This is a genomic window from Rhizobium rhizogenes NBRC 13257, assembly GCF_000696095.1.
GTDB lineage: Bacteria > Pseudomonadota > Alphaproteobacteria > Rhizobiales > Rhizobiaceae > Rhizobium > Rhizobium rhizogenes.
This window is the reverse complement of record NZ_BAYX01000008.1, coordinates 143,120-160,169: the sequence shown is the minus strand read 5'-3', so window position 1 is coordinate 160,169 and position 17,050 is coordinate 143,120. Positions and strand designations below refer to the sequence as shown.

16 protein-coding genes are annotated in these 17,050 nt (G+C 60.7%); 4 read left to right on the top strand and 12 right to left on the bottom strand.

Annotated elements, in window-relative coordinates; all coding sequences use genetic code 11:
• Positions 1-6 precede the first annotated feature (6 nt).
• The 5 genes from RRH01S_RS19420 to RRH01S_RS19400 form a co-directional block, all read right to left on the bottom strand.
• Positions 7-321: a hypothetical protein gene (locus tag RRH01S_RS19420; RefSeq protein WP_042473783.1), complete on the bottom strand. Its 315-nt coding sequence runs from the start codon at positions 319-321 to the stop codon at positions 7-9.
• A gap of 134 nt (positions 322-455) precedes the next feature.
• The gene (locus RRH01S_RS19415; protein ID WP_042473780.1) at positions 456-2,375 is read right to left on the bottom strand and encodes a beta-N-acetylhexosaminidase; all 1,920 of its coding nucleotides are present in this window, start codon (positions 2,373-2,375) and stop codon (positions 456-458) included.
• A gap of 28 nt (positions 2,376-2,403) precedes the next feature.
• Complete coding sequence (locus RRH01S_RS19410; protein ID WP_007692642.1) at positions 2,404-3,180, bottom strand: SDR family oxidoreductase; 777 nt, start codon at positions 3,178-3,180, stop codon at positions 2,404-2,406.
• A gap of 24 nt (positions 3,181-3,204) precedes the next feature.
• Positions 3,205-4,068 carry a MurR/RpiR family transcriptional regulator gene (locus RRH01S_RS19405; protein WP_007692643.1) on the bottom strand — a complete coding sequence of 288 codons (864 nt, stop codon included), beginning with the start codon at positions 4,066-4,068 and terminating at the stop codon, positions 3,205-3,207.
• A 26-nt stretch (positions 4,069-4,094) separates the two neighbouring features.
• Complete coding sequence (locus RRH01S_RS19400; RefSeq protein WP_007692644.1) at positions 4,095-4,484, bottom strand: RidA family protein; 390 nt, start codon at positions 4,482-4,484, stop codon at positions 4,095-4,097.
• Between the two features lie 111 nt (positions 4,485-4,595).
• On the opposite strand from RRH01S_RS19400, the gene RRH01S_RS19395 reads away from it, so the two are divergent.
• From RRH01S_RS19395 to RRH01S_RS19385, 3 genes are read left to right on the top strand one after another with little or no spacing between them, the layout of a single operon-like run.
• Complete coding sequence (locus RRH01S_RS19395) at positions 4,596-5,081, top strand: hypothetical protein (protein WP_034519996.1); 486 nt, start codon at positions 4,596-4,598, stop codon at positions 5,079-5,081.
• Between the two features lie 11 nt (positions 5,082-5,092).
• A complete protein-coding gene (locus RRH01S_RS19390; protein WP_012650804.1) occupies positions 5,093-6,568 on the top strand; it encodes a M81 family metallopeptidase in 1,476 nt (491 codons plus the stop codon).
• 1 nt (position 6,569) lies between these two features.
• Entirely contained in the window at positions 6,570-7,673 is a 1,104-nt protein-coding gene (locus RRH01S_RS19385; protein ID WP_012650803.1) for a D-TA family PLP-dependent enzyme, read from the top strand.
• A 189-nt stretch (positions 7,674-7,862) separates the two neighbouring features.
• Here RRH01S_RS19385 and RRH01S_RS19380 read toward each other — a convergent pair whose 3' ends face one another.
• The 6 genes from RRH01S_RS19380 to RRH01S_RS19355 all read right to left on the bottom strand — a co-directional run bounded on the left by RRH01S_RS19380 (position 7,863) and on the right by RRH01S_RS19355 (position 13,791).
• Positions 7,863-8,999, bottom strand: a complete 1,137-nt coding sequence (locus RRH01S_RS19380; protein ID WP_007692651.1) for an ABC transporter ATP-binding protein — start codon at positions 8,997-8,999, stop codon at positions 7,863-7,865.
• 85 nt (positions 9,000-9,084) lie between these two features.
• On the bottom strand, positions 9,085-10,314 hold the full coding sequence (locus tag RRH01S_RS19375; RefSeq protein WP_007692653.1) for an ABC transporter substrate-binding protein: 1,230 nt from the start codon (positions 10,312-10,314) through the stop codon (positions 9,085-9,087).
• Positions 10,315-10,351: 37 nt separating this feature from the next.
• On the bottom strand, positions 10,352-11,209 hold the full coding sequence (locus RRH01S_RS19370) for a carbohydrate ABC transporter permease (RefSeq protein WP_007692655.1): 858 nt from the start codon (positions 11,207-11,209) through the stop codon (positions 10,352-10,354).
• Positions 11,206-12,090: a carbohydrate ABC transporter permease gene (locus tag RRH01S_RS19365; RefSeq protein WP_007692657.1), complete on the bottom strand. Its 885-nt coding sequence runs from the start codon at positions 12,088-12,090 to the stop codon at positions 11,206-11,208. The genes RRH01S_RS19370 and RRH01S_RS19365 overlap by 4 nt, the downstream gene beginning before the upstream one ends.
• Positions 12,091-12,103: 13 nt before the next feature.
• Entirely contained in the window at positions 12,104-13,264 is a 1,161-nt protein-coding gene (locus tag RRH01S_RS19360; protein WP_037220993.1) for a Gfo/Idh/MocA family protein, read from the bottom strand.
• Between the two features lie 194 nt (positions 13,265-13,458).
• A complete protein-coding gene (locus tag RRH01S_RS19355) occupies positions 13,459-13,791 on the bottom strand; it encodes a hypothetical protein (protein WP_007692670.1) in 333 nt (110 codons plus the stop codon).
• A gap of 293 nt (positions 13,792-14,084) precedes the next feature.
• On the opposite strand from RRH01S_RS19355, the gene RRH01S_RS19350 reads away from it, so the two are divergent.
• The gene (locus RRH01S_RS19350; protein ID WP_034519982.1) at positions 14,085-14,924 is read left to right on the top strand and encodes a glycosyltransferase family 25 protein; all 840 of its coding nucleotides are present in this window, start codon (positions 14,085-14,087) and stop codon (positions 14,922-14,924) included.
• On the opposite strand, the gene RRH01S_RS19345 is transcribed toward RRH01S_RS19350, so the two are convergent.
• Complete coding sequence (locus RRH01S_RS19345) at positions 14,921-16,909, bottom strand: polysaccharide biosynthesis protein (RefSeq protein WP_012650798.1); 1,989 nt, start codon at positions 16,907-16,909, stop codon at positions 14,921-14,923. The two genes, RRH01S_RS19350 and RRH01S_RS19345, sit on opposite strands and share 4 nt — an antisense overlap.
• Positions 16,910-17,050 lie beyond the last annotated feature (141 nt).

Sequence of the window (17,050 nt, the reverse complement as noted above, 5' to 3'; positions counted from 1 at the left end):
CCGATATCAGCCCTTGCGGTTATGCCCCTTGCCCGTGGCCGGCGCGCAAAGCAACACTTTGCAGCTCGGGTCGTCCGACGTCGGCACCGACACCTTCGTCGGGATGCCGCGGTTCATGCAGGCCGCCGAGTTCGACACATAGCGATCATAGACCGTCAGGTTGCTGACGGTGCTGGAGGGATGCTGCAGCACGACCTCACCTTCCTGGGCGACCTTGTCGTGTACGGCCGCGCAACTCATGGCCTGGGTATCATAGCGCGATATCGCCATCGCGCTCGAGGCGCACAGCCCAAATGCCGCAACCAGTATAATCTTCTTCATGGGGGATTCCTCTTCTCAGTCATAGACTTCGCTATCAGAAGCACCCTATTATTATGTACCCCATATCATTTTTGTGACAGTATCGCGCGCTGCCCACAATGTCGCAGGCAGCGTCACGCTTTCGGAAGTCGTTCTTACAGGCTTGGGCTGAGTGGCACGATGGCCGCAAACCGCTGCCAGTCCTTGCCCGCCCTAGGCGTCCAGGCAGCTTCGGCGATGGCCGGAAGGCGCGGGAAGACCAGACGGTTGAAATAGGCGCGAGAGAGGAAGTTTTCCTGCCAGATGCAGGCCTGCACGCCCTTCAGCCGATCCTTCAGCTCATCCGGAAAATCGCCCTCGGCCTCATAGGCATAGGTATGCGCCGGCGGCACGGTGCCGGCCCAGCTCGCACCCGGCTCCTGCCAAGCTTCCGCCTGCACCATGTCGAGATAATAGGCCTGGCCCGGCGTCATCACCACATCATAACCTTCGCGCGCTAGCTCGATGCCGACCTCGGGCTTCTCCCAGGCCATCAGCAGCGTGCCTTCCGTGCCGACGCCGCCGCCATGGGCAACTTCGTTCCAGCCGGAGAGCTTGCGGCCGCGCTCGGTCAGCATCGTCTTCACCCGCTTCAGGAAGTAGGATTGCAGCGCGAAGGTGCCCGAGATGCCCTCCTGCTCCATCAGCTTGCGCGCCATTGGCGAGGCGAGCCAGGAACCGTTGGCCACCTCGTCGCCGCCGATATGAAGGTATTCGGAAGGGAATAGCTCGACCATTTCGTCGAAGACCTTGCCGAGGAATTCATAGGTCAGCTCTATCGCCGGGTTGAGGGCATTGTTGGGGTAGCCCTGAACGGAATGATAGCTTTCCGGCGCCTCCTGCCCATCGGTCAGATCCGGCAAGGCGACAAGGGTGGCTGCGTTGTGGCCGGGAATATCGATTTCCGGTACGACCTCGATGCCGAGCGCCAGAGCGTGCGCGACGATCTCCCTGATATCATCCTGCGAATAGAAGCCGCCGACGGGTTCGGCGCCATTGCCGAGCTGCGGCAGCAGAGGCTCGTCCGGGCCGCGCAGCACGCCGGTCGAGGTCAGCGCCGGATAGGCCTTGATCTCCAGCCGCCAGGCCTCGTCGTCGGTCAGATGCCAATGGAAGATATTGAGCTTCAGCCAGGCGAGGATATCGATCAGCCGCTTCACATCATCCTTGGGCGTGAATTGCCTGGAGACATCGAGATGGCAGCCGCGCCAGCCATAGCGGGGCTGGTCGGAAATTGTGCCGGTGACCGGGAAGCGGAACTTGCCCGGTTCGCACCGCGCGCCGTCCAGAAGCTGCGCCAGCGTCGTCAGGCCATAGAGACGACCGGCCTCGGCGGAATAGGCAAGCACGATCTCGGTGGACGAGAAAGCGAGCTCATAGGCCTCCTTGGCGAGGGCCGCCCGTTCGACGAAGCGCAGGGGCCGCCCCTGTGGCACAGAGATGAGGCTGAACGGGGTGTGATTGACGGGAAACAGGCGCTGGAAGAGCGCCTGCGCCGTCGCAACCGCTTTCAGGCTGGCGCCATCCGTTCCCTTGGCGGGGTAGAGCGCGACCGGAAAGTCTTCGCCCGGCTTGACGTCGATCGCCGCCGGCCAGGGCTGGATGGCGAAGGGCAGGTCGAGCTTGCCTTCCGGCAGCAGCACCGGCGGCGGCTCGCTGACACGGCCTTCGAGCAGGAGGTCGGAGATGGAGACATCGACATGGCTGCCGTCGGCAAGCGTCAGATAGGCGGACTTTGCGCCGTCCGTGCAGTGCTTCGCGACGCGGTGCAAACCGCTGACGCTGAAGGTCCAGCTGTCGCCGGGCGCAACGGACAGGCCGGCAGGCGGGGCGAATTCGTGGAAATTGGCGTTGCGGCGCAGGAAGACGGCATTGTCGCACGCCTTGGTATCGATGACGCGCGTCAGCGACGTATAGACGATGCTAAACCCCGTGAGCGGCGCATCCGACAGATTGATCAGCGTGAAGGTCAGGCGGCCGTTCGGACCGCCTTCGGGAGACCAGGTGTGTTCGAGATGATAGGAAGCTGGCTGCATGTCTGTTCCCTTTTATAACAACAAGCGTTCAATAATGGTCGGACTGTGAGAATGTATGGGCAAGCTCCGCCTGCCCGGCTGTCAGGCCGCAATCGACCGGCAGGCAGACGCCGGTGATGGACGCAGCGAGCGGACTTGCCAGGAAACCCACGGCGTTGGCGACATCGGCGGGATCAACGACACGCTGTAGCGGATACCAGCGGCGCGCCTCCTCGAAGACATTCGGATTGGCACTGGCACGCGCCTCCCAGGCCTGTGTTCGTACCGTGCCTGGGGCCACGGCATTGGCGCGAATGCCGAACTTGCCGTATTCGACCGCGACCAGCCGGGTGAAATGCAGAAGCCCGGCCTTGGCGGCGCTATAGGCGGGGTGGCCGAAGACGGCCATGCCGTTGACCGAGGCGATGTTGATCAGCGACCCCTTCGATGCCTTCAGCATGTCCTCGGCGGCGCGGAAGCAGAGGAAGGCCGCCTCCAGATTAAGCGCATTGTCAGCGCGCCAGATCTCCGGCGTCGTATCGTGCAGACTGACCGCACGTGCCGCTCCCGCATTGTTGACCAGCGTCCTGACCACGCCCAGCCCGGCCGCGACCTTCGCCATGTTGACAGTATCGGCCTCGCTGGTGACGTCGACCTTCACGGCAACGAAGCGTTCCGCCGGCCCAAGCTCGCGAGCGGCAGCTTCAGCGGCGGCGGGGTCGATATCGGCAAGCAGGACGATATCGTGGTCATCCGCCAGGCGCCTCGCGATGGCGCGGCCGATATCGCCGGCGGCTCCGGTGACGATGGCGACGGATCTGCTCATGTGGCTCTTCCTCTTTAATAGGGTTTAGTCGCCGAGGAGCTGGCGGTCGTCGCCGTCCCGATGGGCAACGAGCTGTTGCTTGATGCGGCGCAAGGTCACCGTCGCCTGCGGCTGGATGCGGTAGGCGACCAGGCTGGCGAGAATGTCCACGACCGCGAGATAGGCGATGCGCGTCGATGTCGGCCGATAGATATTGTCGCCTTCCGGCAGATCGACGGGCACGGTGATGTCGGCTGCAAGCGCCACCGGGCTCTGGCTCTGCGTCAGCGCGATCGTCGGCACCTTCGCCTCGCGCGCCAGCGTGAAGGCGCGTACCAGCTCGGCATTGCGGCCGGAGAAGGACGAGCCGATCAGCACGTCCGCCGGCTTGGCGGCGGCGGCCATCATCAGCTGCATGCTGTGATCGGAGCTGGCGGTGACGCGAAGGCCGAGGCGGAAAAGCCGGTTCTGCAATTCGCTGGCGATCATCGAGGAATTGCCGCCGGAGCCGAAGGCATAGATCATCTCGGCGCCGGCCAGCCGGTTCGCCGCCTGCTCGATGGCCGGGATATCCAGTCCGCGATGCAGCAGGAAGAGGGCATTCTGCGCCTTGGTGATGATGTCCTGGGCGACATCGGCCGGTGCTATGCTCTTCGGCTCGGGCCGGATATAGCGCATGCCGACATAGGCGGTGCGGGCGAGCTGGACCTTGAAATCGGAAAAGCTGTCGCAGCCGAGCCGACGGCAGAAGCGGGTGACGGTCGGCGGCGAGACATCCGCCTTGCCGGCGAGCTCGATGATGGAGGCGTTGACCGCAAATTCGAAGTCGTTGAGGACGATATCGGCGATGCGGTTTTCCGATTGCGAAAGCCGCGCCCTCTCCTCCTGCATGGTCGTGAAAATATCCATCGGCCCCTCCCCTGTCGTGGCGTCTATCAAGCGTCCGGCGTCTTATAGGCGACGCAATCGATCTCCACCTTGCAATCCACCATCATCGACGCCTGCACGCAGGCACGCGCCGGCGGATGAGCGCCGAAATAGTCCTGATAGATCTTGTTGAAGCTCCAGAAATCGCGCGGATCGTCCAACCAGACGCCGACGCGCACGACATGCTCCAGGCCGTAGCCGGCCTCCTGAAGGATGGCGATGACATTGCCGATCGTCTTGTGGGTCTGAGCGATGATACCGCCATCGATGATCTCGCCATTTTCCATGGCGACCTGGCCGGAGACATGCAACCAGCCATTGGCCTCGACAGCACGCGCGAAGGGCAACGGCTTACCACCGGCACCCGTCTGGCCGGAGCCATAACGCTTGATGGGCATTTTCCATTCCTGCAAATTATTTTCTTGATACGTTGACAAGTGACCATAGAAAGCGGAATTTGGCCAGTGAAAATCGTAATTTATGAAAAGAATTTAAATACGGCTGGCCCAATGCGCGATCCTTTCCAAAATCCCTTCCCTACCGACGATACCGCTCGCCATGCAATCTGGGAGATGCTTGTGCCGCGCGACATCGACGCTTTTCTCGCCGCCGACTGGTCGCTGGTGGCGCATGATTTCGTCGAGGACGGCTTTATCGGCATAGACGGCCGCCGCGAGATCAGCCCGGACAAATGGCGCCTCGCCTTTCCGACACTTAGCGCCTATCGCGACGAATGGCTGCGCCAAGCGCAGGACTTCGCGCGCCAGTCTTTCGCCGAGGACCCCCGCACTGCCATTTTCACCACCACGACGCTCGAAGATATCGAGATCGAAGGCGAGACGGCGCTGGTGCGCAAGAAATTCGACGGCAGCCTGAAGAAGGCCGATGGCGGCGTCGATGTGCTGAAATGGCAGACACTCTATTACTGCCGCCTGCATGAGGGCCGCTGGAAGATCTCGGGCTTCACCGGTTACCTGCCGAATCCGATGGAATAGAGGCGACAGCGTTGCGCATTTTTACTGCGGTGCTCGCGACCGAAACGAACACCTTTTCTCCGATCTGTGTCGACCGGCGCGCCTTTGAGGCTTCTCTCTATGCGCCGCCGGGCACGCATCCGGAAACGCCGACGCTTTGCTCCGCGCCGATCACGGTCGGCCGCAGGGTCGCCGCCGAAAAGGGCTGGGAACTGATCGAGGGCACCGCCGCCTGGGCTGATCCGGCCGGTCTGGTAAACCGCCGGACCTATGAGGATCTACGTGACGAAATCCTCGACCAGCTTCGCGCCGCCCTGCCGGTCGACGGTGTCGTGCTCGGCCTGCACGGCGCCATGGTCGCCGATGGCTATGAGGACACCGAAGGTGATTTCCTCACCCGCGTCCGTGAAATCGTCGGGCCGGATATCCTGCTCTGCGTCGAGCTCGACCCGCATAGCCATCTGACGAAAAAACGCCTCGCGGCGGTGGATTTCCTCGTCTATTTCAAGGAATTCCCGCATACGGACTTCGTCGATCGCGCCGAGGATCTCTGGCGCATCGCTGTCGACACGCTGGAAGGCCGCGTGAAGCCCGTCATGTCCGTCTTCGATTGCCGGATGATCGATGTCTTTCCGACCTCGCGCGAGCCGATGCGCTCCTTCGTCGACAAGATCATGGCCATGGAAGAGGCCGACAAGGATATCCTGTCTATCTCCGTCATCCACGGCTTCATGGCCGGCGACGTCCCTGAAATGGGTACGAAGCTGCTGGTCGTCACCGATAACAAGCCGGATAAGGGCTCCGCTCTCGCCCGCGACCTCGGCCTCGAACTCTTTTCCAAGCGCGGCACTTTCATCATGCCGCAGATCGACGAGAAGCAGGCGGTGTCGGAGGCTATGGCCGCGACTTCGTGGCCGGTCGTCATCGCCGATCTCTGGGATAATCCCGGTGGCGGCACGGCGGGCGACGCCACCGTTGTCCTTCAGGAATTGCTCCACCGAGGTGCCCGCGACACGGCGATCGGCACGATCTGGGACCCGATGGCAGTGCAGATCTGCATGGCCGCCGGCGAAGGCGCGGAGATCCCGTTGCGCTTCGGCGCGAAATCGGCGCCGGGCACCGGCAATCCCATCGACGGCATCGTCAAGATCATGCGCCTTGTCGCCAATGCCGAGATGCGCTTCGGTGAAAGCTTCGCGCCCTTCGGCGACGCGGCCCATATCGAACTCGACGGCATCGATATCATCCTCAATTCGACGCGGGCACAAAGCTTCGATCCCACGCTTTTCTCGGTGATGGGCATCGACCCCACACAGAAGAAGATATTGGTGATCAAGTCGACCAACCATTTCTATGCCTCCTTTTCCAAGATCGCTTCGGAAATCCTTTACTGCTCGGCCGGAACGCCCTATCCGAACAATCCGGCGCGCACGCCCTATCGCCGCGCGCCAAAGGACATCTGGCCGATGGTTGCCGATCCGCACGCGGCAAAAGAGGGAATTGCCTGACATGGCACATGATATCGTCTCGGAAATCAGCCCCAAGCCGGGCGATCGTATCGAGGACATTTCGACGCCGCGCCCGATCATCGACGAGGACCGCATGGCGGGCAATATCGCTCGTGTACAGTCCTACATGGACGCGCATGGACTGAACTTCCGGCCACATATCAAGACCCACAAGATCCCCGCGCTGGCGAGCGCCCAGGTGGCGGCAGGCGCCAAGGGGATCAATTGCCAGAAGATCACCGAGGCCGAAGTCTTCGCCGATGCCGGCTTCGAAGATATCCTCATCACCTACAACATCATCGGGGCTGAAAAGCTTGCCCGTCTGTCGGCGCTTAACGACCGCATCGCCGCGCTGAAAGTCGTGGCCGACAGCAACTACACCGTCGATGGGCTCTCGGCATGGTTCGCGACCCGCAAGCCACTGACCGTGCTGGTGGAATGCGATACGGGTGGCGGGCGCTGCGGCGTGCAAACGCCGGAGGCGGCCGCAACTCTCGCCAGACATATTGCCGGCAAGCCCGGCCTCGTCTTCGGCGGACTGATGAACTATCCGAAGCCGAACAGCGCCGCTGACACTCAGACCTTTCTGGCCGAGACCATCTCGCTTCTGAAGCGCAACGGCATCGAATGCCCAATCGTCAGCAATGGCGGCTCGCCGAGCCTTTTCGACGCCCATCTGGTGCCTGCTGCCACCGAGCACCGCGCCGGCACCTATATCTACAATGACCGCTCCATGGTGCGCGCCGGCCATTGCCGCGAGGAGGATTGCGCCATGCATATCCTCGCGACCGTCGTCTCGCGCCCGACGCCGGACCGCGCCGTCATCGATGCCGGCTCGAAGGCACTGACCTCCGATCTCCTCGGTTTTTCAGACCACGGCGTCGTCGTCGGCTATCCCGAGGCCGTCATCACCGGTCTCTCGGAAGAGCATGGGGTCATCGATCTTTCGAAATGCACCGGCCCTCGCCCCGAGATCGGCGACAAGGTCCGCATCATTCCCAACCACACCTGCGTGGTGTCCAACCTGTTCGACAGCATGGTCTTCCACCGCGACGGCATCGTCACCCGCGTCGAGGACGTCGCGGCGCGCGGGCTGGTCTGGTAATCAACCCGCCTCACCCGCCCTCGCCCTTCGAGGGTCGCTTGCGCTCCTGCCTCAGGGTGAGGGCTGAGCTTTTACGCCGAACAGGGCAGCCGGCTCCATCCTCATGGTGAGGTGCCCGGTCGCCAGAGCGTTGGCGATGGCGGCGGGGCCTCGAACCACGAGGGTGGCCCCTGATTTACCGTTTGCGCGTCAAGGGGCAACCGGGCTCAACAGCCCCATATCGATATCGGTCAATTCGACACGACGTTCGAAAGCCACGCCGTCTTCATCGAAAAGATGGCAATCGGCGGCGCGGATGCCGGTCTTGAGCGGTACCTCCGGGCGGATGGCGATGCTGCCGGACAGCGTGGCGCAGAAATTCTCGCCGCTATCCGCTTCCAGCGCCGCATAGGCGACCGTCTGCGCGCCGAGACGTTCGATCACGGACGGCATGATCGTCAGGGAGATGTCGCCGTCGCCAAGCTGTATGTGCTCCGGCCGGATGCCGAGCGTCAGCTCCTTGCCGACCACGCCGTCGCGCGGCGCGACCGGCAGCAGTGCCGTCTGGCCCTTGTAATCGACCTCGACGCCCGCTTCGCTGACGCCTCTGCAAATAACGGGCAGAAAGTTCATCTTGGGATTGCCGATGAAACCGGCGACGAATTTATTTGCCGGCTTATGATATAGCTCCAGCGGCTCGCCGGTCTGGGCGATTTCGCCCGCATTGAGGACGACGATCCGATCCGCCATGGTCATCGCCTCGACCTGATCGTGGGTGACGTAGATCATCGTTGCCTGCAATTGGCGGTGCAGCTTGGCAAGCTCGATACGCATATCGGCGCGCAGCGCCGCATCCAGGTTCGACAGCGGCTCGTCAAACAGGAAAATCTTTGGCTCGCGGACGATCGCCCGGCCGATGGCAACGCGCTGGCGCTGGCCACCCGACAGCATGCCCGGCTTCTGCTGCAGGCGCTGGTCGAGATGCAGGATGCGGGCGGCGTGCTCGACGCGAGCCTTGAGCTTGTCTTCCGGCATCTTTTCGACGCGCAGCGGAAAGGCGATATTCTCGAACACCGTCATATGCGGATAAAGCGCATAGGACTGGAACACCATGGCGATGCCGCGCTTGACCGGCGGCAAGTCATTGACGCGCTGGCCGTTGATCATGATGTCGCCGCTGGTGACATCGTCGAGACCGGCGATCATCCGCAGCAGGGTCGACTTGCCGCAGCCGGACGGGCCAACGAAGACGATGAACTCGCCATCCGTCACATCGAGCTCGACGCCCTTGATGACCTCGAAATGACCGTAAAATTTCTTGACCTGATTAAGGTGAAGCTGTCCCAAACTCTGTCTCCGCACGGCGCCGCCATAGGGCGGGCAGGGCTCGAAAGGCCGCGCGCAATGCGCGCGGCCCGACGATCTGCAAGGTTTACTTATACTGCTCGAGATCAGCCGCCGCCTTCTTCAAGGCAGCCGCCGGCTCGGCCTTACCGGTGACAACCGACTGGACCATCTCGATCATCACGTTCTGGAAGCCCTTATAGTCCTTGAACAAGGGCTCGGGACCACCGTAGCTGATGCCGTCGATGAACGGCTTCCAGAAGGGGTCCTTCTTCTCGAACTCGTCGACCTGCGGAGATGGACGTAGCGGCGTGAGGCCGGCGCCGCCCTGTAGCTCATACTCGCCCTGCGGACCGGGAGAGGTGATGAACTTGGCGAATTCGATCGCCTTGTCCTCGACGCCCGAGCCCTTGAAGACGGCAAGGCTGTCGGTGATGAGCAACGTCCCATGGCCCTTGGCCGCTGGGCCGAGCGGCAGCGGCGCAACGCCCCAGTTGATCTTCGTTTCCTTCAGGCGATAGGCAGCGCCCGAGCCCGCCTGGAGCATACCGACCTTGCCATCCAGGAAGATCGCGCGCATTTCGTTCTGCTCGTAAGCAGTCGCTCCCTCGACGGAGTAAGGCGTGATATCCTTATAGGCCTGCAGGGCGGCCAGCACTTCCGGGCTGTCGAGCACGATCTTGTCGCCGTCGATCACCTTGCCGTTGTTGCTGTAAACCCAGTGAAGGAACTGGTGCATGGTGTTGTCGAAGGTCTTGGCCGACAGGCCGTAGCCGGGGATACCGGTCTTCTCCTTGATCGTCTTGGCGTCGGCGATTTCCTCAGCCCAGGTGGTCGGCGGCTTTTCTGGATCGAGACCTGCCTGCTTGAAGATGTCCTTGTTCCAGTAGAGCGCCTTGGTCGAGAAGGCGATTGGTACGCCCCACTGCTGCCCATCGAAGGTCACGGTGCCGACAATACCCGGATAGTAGGTCTTCTGCTCCGCATCCGTCATCGGGACCGGGACGATAAGATCGTTCTCGGCAAACTGCTTGAGCGTGCGCGAACCGACATAGGCCATGGCGACCGGCGTGCCGGCTGCGGCAAGCGTCGTCGCCTTATCCTGGCACTGCTCCCAGCCGACGACTTCCGGCTTGACCGCCCAGCCCGGATTCTTGTCTTCCCACTGCTTGATATATTTCACATGGATCGGATCGATGCTGTCGCCGCAATAGATCCAGCTGATCTCCTTGTCGGCGGCCTGAACGGTCACAGCGCCAAGCGCAGTGGAGCCGAGCAAAGCAAGGGCGAACAGCCCTGTTTTGATATGGATTGTCATGTTTAAGCTCCCCTTTTTCTAGTGGTTATTGTCTAGCTTATTGCTTTACCGCGCCGGCGGTCAGACCGCTGACGAGATAGCGTTGCAGGAAGAAGATCACGACCAGCGCCGGCGCGATGCCGACAAAGCTTGCAGCCATGAGTTCGTTCCAGACGACCTCCTGCCGGCCGAAATAGGCGAACAAGCCTACCGGCAGCGGCATGTATTCGGTCTTCGAATTGAAAGTGAGCGCATAGATGAACTGCTGCGCATAGGCCTCGATGAAGGAGGAAATCGCCACCACAACGATGCCCGGCATGGCGATCGGCAGGATGACGCGACGCAGCGTATAGAACTGGCTCGCACCGTCGACATAGGCGGCCTCATCGAGCTCCCGGGGGATGCGCCGCATATAGGTGTGCAGCAGCCAGATTCCGGTTGGGATGATGAAGGCCACGCCCGGCACGATCATGGCGAAATAGGTGTTGAGCACACCGAAGGAACGCATAAGCCGGAACAGCGGGATCAGGAGGACGGCGCCCGAGAACATCTTGACGGCAAGAAAAGCGCCAAGCAGCAGGCCGGCGCCCCTGAACTCGAAGCGAGCGAAGGCATAGGCCGCCGGCACTGCGAGCACCAGCACGATAATGGTGATCGTGCCGGATATCAGGAAGGAGTTGAAAATATACCAGCCGAAGCCCGGCACGCTGGTCCACATCGTCCGGTAGGCCTCGAACGACCCGTTTTCGGGAATGAAGCGGTAAGGTGACGAAAAAAGCTGGCTCAGCGGCTTCAGCGACACCAGAAACCCTTCGACGAAAGGCGCCAGAACGAAGGTGAGAAACAGCAGGATTCCGGCATAGATGCCGACGAGCTCATACCATCTGTAGCGGTTGATCATCATCGGCTGGCTCATCGCTTGGCTCCTGCTGAAAAGCGGCTGGTCAGGCGGAAATAGGCGAGGCAGAAGAGCGACAGGAAGATGCAGATCAGGACTGCGCGGGCCGAGCCTTCCCCATATTTGTACGACCCGATCGCCGTGCGATAGGTGTCGATGATCATCGTCGTCGTCTCGCCATTCGGGCCGCCGCGTGTCAAGATCCAGATGATGTCGAAGGAATTGAACGTCGAGATCAGCGACAGCATCGACATGGTGACCATCGAGGGCACCATCAGCGGCAGTGTGATACGGCGAAGACGATAGAAGCGGCCGGCGCCATCCGTCCAGGCGGCTTCATGCAGATCCTGCGGGATCGCCTGCATAGCCGCCAGCATGTACAGCGTCACCATCGGCACGCCGATCCAGACGTCCGTGATGATCGTTGCCCAGAAGGCCGTGCTACCATAGGCAAGAAAGGCTACCGGGCTGTCGACGAGGCCAAAGCGCTGCAGCAGGCCGGAAATCATGCCGAACTGGCCGTTGTACATCCAGCCCCACATGAAGATGCCGATGGCCATCGGCACGACCCAGGGCGGCATGGTCAACACCCGGAACAGCGCCCGGCCGGGAACCGCCGCGTTCAAAAGCATTGCGCCACAAGTGCCGATAATCATCTTGATCGACACCGAAAAGAAGGTCCAGATGAAGGTCCGGACGATTACCGAGGCGAAGGTGTCATTGAAGATCTTCGCATAATTTTCAAAGCCGACCCAGTTCGTCAGCTTCTTCAGTGAAGCATCGGTGAAGGACAGGATGACGGTGTCGACCAGCGGATAGGCAACGATGACGAGAACGTAGAGGACAGCCGGAAGAAGCAGGAGCCAGGCGAAGATGACCGTGCTGCGTTGAACACCCATCTTGCGCCCCTCTCTATGCAGCTCGAGAATGCAGCGCTTCGTCGAACCTGTCCCAGATCGGGCGCAGGTCCACCACCGTCTTCTTCATGCGCGCCTCGTCCATGGACAGCGCCAGAATACCGGCTTCCAGCGCGTTCAGGGTCGAGACCGGCAGATGCAGGCCGGACCTCACATGCGCCATGATATCGGCGGCCATCTGCTCGTCGGCACCGTAATGCTGGGAAAGCGTCGTGCGGGTCGCGTATGTCTTCTCGATCACCTTGTTGCCGGTGAGCATTTCGTGAACATTGAAGTAGCCGCGGATGAAATCGCCCTCGGCCATGCCGCGCGAGCCCATGATGGCAAAGCGACGGAACTGGTCCGGCACGTTGATATTGGTATGGAAATTCATGCCGACGCCGTTGGCGTATTCGACGATCGCCACCTGATAGTCGATGATGTCGCCGTCGCTGTCGAAGACCTTGTCCGACCCCATCCAGCCGCTGGGCTTGCGATGGAACATTTCCAGGTCGTTGATCCCTTCCTTGGCGGGATCGTTTTCCGGGATGAAGCTCTTTCGTCCGCCGAAACTCGCGACGCGCTCAGGCCGCGCTCCGATCACGCCATTATAGAGGTCGAGGTCGTGACAGCACTTTTCCAGCATGAAACTGCCGGAATAATGCTCGTAGCGGCGCCAGTCGCGCATGAAAAAGGCGCCATGATAGGGCTCGATATGCTCGGACGCCTCGATCGAAACGACGTTGCCAAGCTTTCCTTCGGCCTGCGCGGCCAGAAGGTCGCGATACATCGGCGCATAGCGCAGCACGAGGCCGACAGTCAGCTGCTCATGACCGAATTTCGCCATCAGGCGTGCAAGTTCGATGCTCTGCTCGATGGTGGTAACGACCGGCTTCTCGGAGAAAATCTTCAGACCGGCTTCAAGGCCGATACGAATGTGATCGAGATGCAAGTGGTTCGGCGAGCCGATCATCAGCAAATCGAGCTTTTCGTTGGTAATCAGCTCCTGGGGAGTGGCATAGGCCTTGCCGGCCGAAATACCCTGTTCGATCAAACCGGGCAGACCTGCAGGCGCCGGATCGACATAGCCCGCAATCTCGAAATTCTCGTCGATCGCCTTGAAAACATAGCCCAGATATCCCAGACGGAATCCGAGTCCGATAATTCCCACTCGCATACTCGTATCGTTCCCACGACGTAATTTATTTTCGTCAACTTGGGGCAAATTTTCGCATTCGTCAACGAGCTTCGGTAAAATACTGGAAAAGGTGAAATTTATTTTCAGATTGACGCATGAACCTGCGCAGGCGATAGGCGGCCAACTGCGTCAGATTTGATGTTTCTGCCGATTATTTTGGCAAGGTGGAACGATTATCTGCCCGGGCCGTTGTATTGCCAATATTGATAATTAGGCTTGCTGGTGCTCTCGGAGATGACGCCGTTCTGCTCGCAGACGTAACCGAGACGCGGCAGGCCCCGCCAGAAAATGCCATCGTGGAAATCGCGAACGCGCACGGTGGTCGTGCGGCATTGGAATTTTTCGTCCGCAGCCATTTTCGGCGCGATCACCCCGGGCAGATTCTTATAGGGATAGACGGGACGGACATAGGGCTTGGGAAGCAGCGGATTATCGGCAAGCGCCGCAACCGGCATGGCGTTTGCCAGGAGCAAAGCAGCAATGACGATTTTCGATCTGGTCCACATGGCGTCCTACAATCCTTCCGCATGCGCGAGCGCGACGATGGCCGCGTCGTCCAACCCAAATATAATATCGCTCACGCAGCGCGCCAACAGCCGACCCCGGAAAATCGGCCTCGGAAACACATACGTGAACGACGGAGCTGTTCACGGTAAATTACGGCGATGAGAATGCTTTTACCTCAACATGGGCAATTGCCGTACAATCCGAGTTTGAGAAAAGTAAGAAGCTTGTTATATATTAACAGGGGTGTCGCTATAGTTTATCATTGTCAAAATTTCTACTTGTGGGAGTAAAGGTGATTCTCGAACAGGCCAATCGGATCATCGAAGACACGCAAGCACCCGGCGCAGGCAGTCTGGCACCACAGGTCTGCATCTATGTCATCAATCTCGATCGCTCTCGCGAGCGCTGGGAAAGACTGTGTGGGCAGGCCGCTCGATATGGCCTGAATGTCATTCGGGTCGCCGCGATTGACGGAGCCACGATTCCGGAAGGCGACCGCATCGATTTCCAGCAGCAGCAATTCGTCTATCACAACGGACGCAAGCTGTTGGCCGGGGAATACGGCTGCTATCGCAGCCATCTGCTCGCCCTTCAGCAATTCATCGACAGCGGCGACAAGATAGCGATCATCATGGAAGATGATGTCGAGCTCAACGAAAGGCTGATCCCGCGTGCGCTGTCGGCCATGAACAGCGTCTGCGGCGCGCGCCTGGTGAAGCTCGTCAATCACCGGCTGGTCGGCTTCAAGCCGCTATCGGAAACCACGGAAAACGATGTCGTCGGCCGCTGCATGCATGGGCCACAGGGGTCGGCTGCATGCTATATCGTCAACCGGTCCGCGGCAAAGAAGCTGCTGATCACGTTGAAGCCGATGCTTCTGCCCTATGACATCGCGCTAGAGCGTGGTTGGTCGACCGGGGTCGAAACTTTTTCCACCCTTGAAAATATTGCGGATTTCAGCCCGCATCGCTCGGATACGACGATCGGCAAGCGCGTGCACTACCGTGCCGTGAAGCGACATTTCCTGTTGCGGGCAACAGCATACTGGTTCCGCGCCTGCGATCAGCTTCATCGCTGGCATTATACCGTGAAGGCCAAGCCTCAACCGGCTCGGGAGAATACCGAGACCTAAGGCAAGAGCCGTACGACGTTGTCGAAACTCGGCTCGTCGAGTGGCAGATCCATCTCACGCTCGCGGAAGACGAGATCGATCACGTCACCGCTCGGCGCATAGCCGGACACCAAACTCTGCAGCAAGCCCCTCGCCAGCGGCACGTCGTTTTCATCAAGCGCCGCCTGAAGCGCGGCCAGCTTCTTTGACAGTTCCGGCCAGGGCAGGAAATCTTCCTTGGCCCGCATGATGCGCGGATGGCTCGTCGATTGTGGATTGTCGCCGATCAGCAGCTCTTCATAGAGTTTCTCACCCGGCCTCAGGCCGGTGATCTCCAGTTCGATATCGCCGTCCGGCTCATCCTCGTCCCTGACCGTCAGGCCGGACAATTCCACCATGCGGCGCGCGAGATCGGCGATACGCACCGGCTCGCCCATGTCGAGCAGGAAGACGTCGCCGCCGCCTGACATGGCGCCTGCCTGGATGACAAGCTGCGATGCCTCGGGGATGGTCATGAAATAGCGGGTGATATCGGGATGCGTCAGCGTGATCGGACCGCCGTCGCGGATCTGCTGGCGGAAGAGCGGCACGACGGAGCCGGAGGAACCGAGCACGTTGCCGAAGCGGACCATCGCGAAATTGGTGCCGTCGGCACCGGGCTTGCGGTCCGCATCCATCGCCTGCAGCACCATCTCCGCCAGCCGCTTGCTGGCGCCCATGATATTGGTCGGGCGCACGGCCTTGTCGGTGCTGATCAGCACGAAGTCCTCGACACCACAGTCGCGCGCCACTTCGGCGGTGGTCAGCGTTCCCAGTACATTGTTGCGGATGCCCTCGACGGGATTGTATTCGACGAGCGGCACATGCTTATAGGCGGCGGCATGATACACGGTCTTCGGCCGCCAGGCCTCCATGATCTGCCTCAGTCTCCGGTCGTCGCGAATGGAGGCCAGGAAGGGGATGATGCGGATCTCGCTGTTTCCAGACGTCGCCGCCGCTTTTTCCAGCTCACCATGAATGGCATAAAGCCCAAATTCGTTCTGCTCCACCAGCAACAGGCAGGAAGGGCCGTTCTTCAGGATCTGGCGGCAGAGTTCGCTGCCGATCGAACCGCCCGCGCCGGTCACCATGACCACCTTGCCGCGGATATTCTTGTCGATCAGGGCACGATCGGGCGCGATGACGTTACGGCCAAGCAGGTCTTCGATATCAAGTTCGCGGAGATCGGAGACGGCGACGCGTCCCTGGGCGAGCGCCGTCAGGTCCGGCATGGTACGCACGGTAACGCGAGCCTTGCGCATGCTTTCCAGAATTTCGTTGCGGCGCTGCCGCGACGCATTCGGCAGCGCAAGTAGCACGCCCTTGATATCGCCGGAAACCACCAGCGCCGGCAGATCGGTCGGATCATAGATCGGCAGGCCACCCATGATGCTGCCATGCAGGTTGCGATCGTCATCGAGGTAACCGACGACATTCAGCTCGGCACTGTTGGCAAGGGCGCCGGAAAGCTGGCGGCCGGAGGCGCCGGCGCCGTAGATCAGCACCTTGGCCAGCTGATTGCGGTTCAAGAGCCGCTGATAGGCATTGCCGAGCCAATATCGCGTCCACATGCGCGACAGGCCGATGGCGATAAGCAGCAGGAGCGGCTGTAGAATGCCGACAGTGCGCGGCACGCCCGGCACGCTGATCGCCGTGAAAATGGTCATGAAGGCGAGCGCATAGATCGCCACCGCCTTGACCACGGTCATGAAGGCTGACATGCCGGCATAGCGGAAAATAGCGCGATAGAGGCCAAGGACGATAAAGATCGGGATGGCGACGAGCAGGGAAACGATCGCGGGCAGCCATTCCACGCCCTCCAGGATCACCCAGTCATCCAGACGGAGACAATAGGCAAACCAGACCGTCAGCACGCACAGGCTGGCATCGACAAGCAGCGCCAGCGCGCGCTTGGTCGAGCGCGGCAGCGCCAGGAACGGCAGGACAAGCTTATCCGCGGGCACCATCGGTCAATTTCCCCAGGCGCCGGTCGACGGACCAGCATACCGCTTCTCTCGCATAAATTGCACCATCATGTATTGCACGACACAGCCTGATTGTCTTTATGCTTTCATTAGCAAAATGCAAAAATTCTCTGCGTCCATTCA